This window comes from Raoultella sp., assembly GCF_039594335.1.
Classification (GTDB): domain Bacteria; phylum Pseudomonadota; class Gammaproteobacteria; order Enterobacterales; family Enterobacteriaceae; genus Klebsiella.
In genome coordinates, this window is the sequence record NZ_JBCNNS010000187.1 from 1 (window position 1) to 6,196 (window position 6,196).

6 protein-coding genes, 1 pseudogene and 1 riboswitch are annotated in these 6,196 nt (G+C 56.4%); of the genes and pseudogenes, 1 reads left to right on the top strand and 6 read right to left on the bottom strand.

Annotated features, from left to right (window positions below; genetic code table 11):
- Positions 1-1,246: inorganic phosphate transporter (locus ACZAHD_RS20770; protein WP_462458443.1), on the bottom strand; the 1,246-nt coding region annotated here is incomplete at its 3' end.
- Positions 1,247-1,476: 230 nt separating this feature from the next.
- On the opposite strand from ACZAHD_RS20770, the gene ACZAHD_RS20775 reads away from it, so the two are divergent.
- Positions 1,477-2,670 (top strand): BaiN/RdsA family NAD(P)/FAD-dependent oxidoreductase, encoded by a 1,194-nt coding sequence (locus ACZAHD_RS20775; protein ID WP_462458444.1) that lies wholly within the window; start codon positions 1,477-1,479, stop codon positions 2,668-2,670.
- Between the two features lie 40 nt (positions 2,671-2,710).
- Here ACZAHD_RS20775 and ACZAHD_RS20780 read toward each other — a convergent pair whose 3' ends face one another.
- The 5 genes and pseudogenes from ACZAHD_RS20780 to nikC form a co-directional block, all read right to left on the bottom strand.
- Positions 2,711-3,727: a magnesium transporter gene (locus tag ACZAHD_RS20780; RefSeq protein ID WP_462458445.1), complete on the bottom strand. Its 1,017-nt coding sequence runs from the start codon at positions 3,725-3,727 to the stop codon at positions 2,711-2,713.
- Positions 3,728-3,783: 56 nt separating this feature from the next.
- A riboswitch (M-box (ykoK) riboswitch) is annotated at positions 3,784-3,967 on the bottom strand.
- A 114-nt stretch (positions 3,968-4,081) separates the two neighbouring features.
- Positions 4,082-4,498, bottom strand: a complete 417-nt coding sequence (gene nikR / locus ACZAHD_RS20785; protein ID WP_462458446.1) for a nickel-responsive transcriptional regulator NikR — start codon at positions 4,496-4,498, stop codon at positions 4,082-4,084.
- Positions 4,486-5,277, bottom strand: coding sequence for a nickel import ATP-binding protein NikE (gene nikE / locus ACZAHD_RS20790; RefSeq protein ID WP_462458447.1), 792 nt, complete (start codon positions 5,275-5,277; stop codon positions 4,486-4,488). Before nikE ends, nikR begins: the two co-directional genes overlap by 13 nt.
- Positions 5,274-6,038: a nickel import ATP-binding protein NikD gene (locus ACZAHD_RS20795; RefSeq protein ID WP_462458448.1), complete on the bottom strand. Its 765-nt coding sequence runs from the start codon at positions 6,036-6,038 to the stop codon at positions 5,274-5,276. The genes nikE and ACZAHD_RS20795 overlap by 4 nt, the downstream gene beginning before the upstream one ends.
- Positions 6,038-6,196 (bottom strand): annotated as a pseudogene (gene nikC / locus ACZAHD_RS20800) (nickel ABC transporter permease subunit NikC); the annotation flags it as partial. The pseudogene nikC and the gene ACZAHD_RS20795, both read right to left, overlap by 1 nt.

The window sequence follows — 6,196 nt, forward strand, 5'->3', positions numbered from 1 at the left end:
TCTTACCGATCTTCTCGCCGATAGTGGTCGCCACGCGACGCCAGCCGATCATGGTGCCGATACCCAGCGCCAGCGCCACGGCCATAATGATCCAGATTGGCGCGTACTCGATGGTGCTCAGCATATCGGTTTTCAGTTTCTTCAACAGGCGCTGATCATCAGCATTCACTTCCGGTAGCTTCGCGACTTTGTCGGTGGTGTCGGAAATGCACAGCATGATGCGACGCAGCTGACTACGCTGATCAATGGAGAGCGAGTCATAGCTTTCAATACCGGTCAGCGCCGTCTTCACGTGATTCAGCGCGTTGATGGTATTCGCCGGATGGCAATGGAACTCATCGCCGCTGGCGGCTGTCCCGGTCTCCGGAGACGGAATCAGTTGATCAACGCCGGTGACCTTTTTCAACAGCTCAGGGCGCTGTTCGAAGAAAGTTTCCACGTTGTTCACCGCATCGCGGGTTCGGGTTATCTCATAGCCGGAGGCATTCATATTCACGACGAAACCTGCCGGCGCCACGCCGATAAGCACCAACATGACCAGACCAATGCCTTTCTGGCCGTCGTTAGCACCGTGGGAGAACGATACGCCAATGGCGGACAGAATCAGGGCAATACGGGTCCAGAATGGCGGCTTTTTCTTGCCGTCTTTCTTTTCACGTTCTGCGGGAGTCAGGTGAATACGAGCACGTTTTTTGGTACCGCTCCAGTAACGACGCAAAATGAAAATCAGGCCGCCCGCGACCACCAGACCTACAATTGGTGAGATGATAAGTGAGCCGAAAATACCCATGACTTTCGGGATATTCAACGCGTCAACCACGGATGTGCCGGTCATCAGCGCATTGGTTAAACCAATCCCGATGATAGCGCCGATCAGCGTGTGCGAACTGGAGGCCGGAAGGCCAAAATACCAGGTGCCGAGGTTCCAGATAATCGCTGCCAGCAGCATAGAGAACACCATGGCGAGGCCATGTGCGGAACCCATGTTAAGCAGCAGATCGGTCGGCAGCATATGCACGATGGCATAAGCGACGCTAAGACCCCCCAACAGAACACCGAAGAAGTTGAAGAGGGCCGCCATCGCAACAGCAAGTTGTGACCGCATTGCGCGTGTGTAAATCACAGTAGCAACAGCGTTTGCGGTATCATGAAAACCGTTAATCGCTTCGTAAAACAGCACGAAAGCTAAAGCAAGCAATAGTAATAGTCCGGTATGTAAATCCAGACCGGCAAATAAATGTAGCATAGGACGTTACGCCATTTTGAGGACATGAACGCGGCGCATTATCAGTGACTTTAGCGGCGCGGGCAAAGTGAAATATAGACTTTTTTTGATTTTCTTCCGGTCGGGATTTTACCCGCTTGAGAGTAATCTTATATCTTTCAATAATGTACATGAATACATGGATTTTCATGCTGGTGCGACCAGCGTGAAAAATTTACAATTCCCGACAATCGGGATATGAGGAAGGTTGTGTGGAAAGGTTTGATGCCGTTGTAATTGGCGCCGGGGCGGCGGGAATGTTTTGTGCAGCGCAGGCGGGCCAGGCGGGGCTGCGCGTGCTGTTGCTGGAGAATGGCAAAAAGCCGGGCCGTAAAATCCTGATGTCCGGCGGTGGCCGCTGCAACTTTACCAATATGTATATTGAGCCTGCAGCTTACCTCAGCCTGAATCCGCATTTTTGCAAATCTGCGCTGGCGCGTTATACCCAGTGGGATTTTATCGAACTGGTAGGCAAGCACGGAATTGCCTGGCATGAGAAGACCCTTGGCCAGCTGTTTTGCGATGACTCCGCCGGGCAAATCGTCAACCTGCTGCTGGCCGAATGTGAGAAAGGCGGCGTGCAAATTCGCCTGCGTAGCGAAATTATCGGCGTAGAACGCGATGATGAAGGCTACAGGTTACAGCTCAATGGTGACGAGGTGGCGGCGAAAAAACTGGTCGTGGCCTCCGGCGGCCTGTCGATGCCCGGGCTGGGCGCGTCGCCGTTCGGCTATAAGCTTGCCGAGCAGTTTGGCCTCAAGGTCCTGCCGACCCGTGCGGGCCTGGTGCCCTTTACTCTGCATAAACCGCTGCTTGAGCAGTTGCAGGTGCTTTCGGGCGTGTCGGTGCCATCAACCATTACCGCACAGGACGGCACGCTGTTTCGCGAGAATCTGCTGTTTACCCACCGCGGGCTTTCCGGGCCAGCGGTACTGCAAATATCCAGCTACTGGCAGCCGGGTGAGTTTGTCACTATCAATCTGCTGCCGGATTGTCATCTTGATGATTTCCTTAACGATCAGCGTAGCGAACATCCGAATCAAAGCCTGAAAAATACCCTCGCCATGCAGTTGCCTAAGCGGCTGGTGGAGTGCCTGCAGCTGCTGGGGCAAATTCCGGACGTCACGCTAAAACAACTCAACGTGCGTGAGCAGGAAATGCTGGTGGAGACGTTGACCGCCTGGCGCGTGCAGCCCAACGGCACCGAGGGCTACCGTACGGCTGAGGTGACTCTCGGCGGCGTAGATACTCACGAACTGTCGTCGCGGACCATGGAAGCACGCAAGGTGCCGGGGCTCTATTTTATCGGTGAAGTGATGGATGTGACCGGCTGGCTGGGCGGCTATAACTTCCAGTGGGCATGGTCTTCCGCCTGGGCCTGCGCCCAGGCGCTGGTAGAGGCATAAGACGAGGGCAGCCTCCTTTTATGGGACGCTGCCCACGGGGTTACCCGTCCAGACCAAGAAAATACTGGGCGATTTTGAAGTAGATAATCAGCCCGGTGCCATCGATCAGCGTGGCGATAAACGGCGCTGAAACCACCGCCGGGTCGATGCCCAGACGCTTGAGCGTCAGAGGGATCGCTGACGATACCACCGCGCTCCACAGCGTAATGCATACCAGCGTCAGGCTGACAATCAGGGTGATCTCCATGCCGATGCCCATCATCCAGGCGCGCAGGCAGCCCGCCAGACCCAGAGTGATGGCAATCAGCAACGATGTCGTCATTTCTTTCCGAATCACCCGGCCCATATCGCGCAAGCGTACTTCCCCGAGCGCCATGGAACGGACCAGCGTGGAGGTGATCTGCGTACCGCTGTTACCGCCGGTGCCGATCAGCAACGGAATAAAGAAGGCCAGCGCAATGGCGGATTCCAGCGCCTCTTCAAAATGTTGAATGACGCTGCTGGTGTAAGCTTCCGCCACGAACAGCAGCAACAACCACACCGAACGTTTCTTCCACAGCGTCCACGGGCTGATCTCCAGATAGGGCTTCTCCAGCGGGAGCGTTGCGCCCTGGCGCTGCACATCTTCAGTAACGTCGTCTTCCAGCAGATGGGCAATCTCTTTTTCCATCAGGCAGCCGACCAGTTCACCTTTTTCAACCACCGGCACCAGGTCGAGTCCGCGTTCGCTCAGTTCGGCGACGACTTCCTGGCGCTCATCATCGGGCTTCACGCGGAACAGGCAACTGTCCATCAAATAGCGAATGGATTGCGCCGTATCGCTCTCCTGAAGCAGCTTTTTAATCGATAAACTGCCGCGCAGCTTCTTTCCGGCCACCACAAAGACCTGGCCTGGAATATCGTCACTGGTGAGCTGCGAGACAAAGAGCTCCCGTGCTTCATAGACGCTGAGGTGCTCGGGCAGAGTGATAAAATCGGTACGCATGTACTGGGCAATCGCATCGCCATCGAAGGCGGAGGTGGCCAGGTGCGCGGCGCAGTGTTGCATTGAAGACATAGTGTAATTCCCTATAAAAAATCACTCATAGGGGCGAACAAGACAGGATGAGCACAGGCAGATCCCTACGTCCTGGTTTTAGCACTGCACAACGTATCTGCCTGGCATGAATGCCGTCAGAAGTTACCTTGGCAACACCTTGATTCGATGGATGCCTGTATTTCCCTGAGTGGTCTCTCTCGATACCAGCAGGGCGGTAACTTGTATTTGTGCAGGAGCCTCGCCATAACGAGATCGTTAAATGAGCGGCTATTATAGGAAGGTAGAAAAGTTGTGAAAGCGTATCATTTACTTGGTTTATCAACTGTTGATAAACCACGTTAATTACCGTGGTTTATCAGGCGGTATTGCGCTTCAGCGGTGCGTATGCTCATCTGAAGCCGTTAAGCAGTGCAAATGACCATGGCGTACGCCGCGCTGGGCAATCACCTCATCGGCAAAATGCTGCACCTCGCCCATCTCGCCTTTAAGGACGGCAATCTCCAGGCAGTCGTCATGGCTGATATGCACGTGCAGCGTCGCAACGGACAGGTCATGGTGGTGGTGCTGTGTGGCAATCAGCCGGCTTGCCAGCTCGCGCTTTTCATGCTCATAGACATAGGAAAGCACCGCGTAACCGCGCTGTTCGGGCTGTTGTGCATCTTCATGCATCAACGTATTGCGCAAGATATCACGCACTGCCTCCGAACGGTTGTGATAGCCGCGTCGGGCGCTCAGCGCGTCCAGGGTTGCCAGAAGATCGTCATCAAGAGTCAGGGTTACGCGCTGCATGGTCGTTTCTCTTTAGCAAGGGTCAGTGGAAAAGCGGGAAGGACCGCACGCTGAAGTGCCCGGCCCGCCATTGACTGAAGGCGCAGCGGTGTGTTGACTGCGGTGGTTTCAACAATCTGCCCGCTCTCCATCACCATCACCCGCTGACAAAAACGCTCTACCAGTCGCAGGTCGTGCGTGATAAACAGGCAGGCGGTAGAAAACTGTACCTGCAGACGCTTCAGCAACGCAACGATCTCCGCCTGCAAAACGAGGTCAAGATTCGAGACGGCCTCATCGAGGATCAGCAAAGGGGGGCGCACAACCAGCGCCCGCGCCAGGCAAACGCGCTGTAGCTGCCCACCGCTAAGCTGGTGCGGGCGTTTGTCGAGCAGGAGAGGAGAAAGATCCACCGCCTGCATTATCGTTTCGACCTGCGCCTGGCGCTCATCGCGCGCGAAGCGAAACAGATGGCGCAACGGTTCACTGATGATCTCATGCACCGTTTTACGCGGGTTCACTGCGCTTTGTGCATCCTGAAAAACCAACTGGATATCGCGACGAAACGCCCGCTGCGCTTCGTCTTTTAGCGTATAAATTGGCGTTCCGCGCCAGGTTATCTCGCCTTTATCCGGTGTCTCAAGGCCGACCAGCATCCTCGCCAGGGTGCTTTTACCGCAGCCGCTGCGTCCGAGCAGCGCTACCGTTTCACCCGCCTGGATGCTCAGGCTGACGTCGCGGAGCACGCCCGGATGGTGCGGGTAATCGTGGCTGACGTCGGTAACGTTCAGTAAGTTCATTCTGCAAACTCCATGCCGTACAGCGCCAGATGTGCTGCCAGCAGCCGTTGACTCACCGGATGCCGGGGAGCGCTGAACAGGGTGTTGACGTCGCAATGCTCGACGATGTGCCCGTGGTCCATCACCGCAACCTCGTGCGCCAGTCGCGCGACTACGCCCATATCGTGAGTGACCAGCAGCAGGCCCTGGCCGCGGCAGGAGACAATCTCTTCCAGCAGATCCAGAATACGTCCCTGTGCCACGGCATCGAGGTCGGTGGTGGGTTCATCGGCGAAGATAAAAGGCGCCCTACTCAGCAGGGCGAGGGCGATCATCATTCGTTGCAACATACCGCCGCTCATCTCGAAGGGATAGCGTTTAAGGAGCTGAGCCGGGTTTTCCAGACCGACGGCGACCATGGCGGCAATAAGCGTCGCCTCATCCGCAGGCTGGCCGGTGGCGTGGCAGGTTTCCCGTGCATGAGTCGCCATCGTATACAGCGGATTAAAGGCGCTGCGCGGATTCTGCATAATAGTGGCAACGGTGCCGCCCCGTAGCTGCTCACCGTGCACCGGAATGCCGTCCAGCAGCAGATGTCCGGCGGTTTGCCGGACGCCGGGGGGCAGCACGCCAAGCGCGGCGGCGCAGGTCAGCGATTTCCCGCAACCGCTGCTGCCCAGCAGAGCCAGCACCTGCCCGCGACGCAGGGTCAGCGACAGATCCGTCACCAGCGGGCGGGCGGCGCACAGAGTAAATTGTTCTAACTGGATCTTTTGCGGCATCAGTGGCTGTGCTCCGCGATCAGGTGAGGATCGAGACGATCGCGCAGCGCGTCGCCCACCAGGTTAAAGGCCATCACGCTGATAAACAGCGCCAGACCGGGCCACAACATCTGTAGTGGCTGGGTCCAGATAAACTGCCGCGCATCATTAATCATCAC

What these genes read in the sequence shown, in the direction of transcription:
- ACZAHD_RS20780 (WP_462458445.1), bottom strand. Translation starts at nt 3,727, where the DNA reads ATGTCTTCAATGCAACACTGCGCCGCGCACCTGGCCACCTCCGCCTTC.
- nikR (WP_462458446.1), bottom strand. Translation starts at nt 4,498, where the DNA reads ATGCAGCGCGTAACCCTGACTCTTGATGACGATCTTCTGGCAACCCTG.
- nikE (WP_462458447.1), bottom strand. Translation starts at nt 5,277, where the DNA reads ATGAACTTACTGAACGTTACCGACGTCAGCCACGATTACCCGCACCAT.
- ACZAHD_RS20795 (WP_462458448.1), bottom strand. Translation starts at nt 6,038, where the DNA reads ATGCCGCAAAAGATCCAGTTAGAACAATTTACTCTGTGCGCCGCCCGC.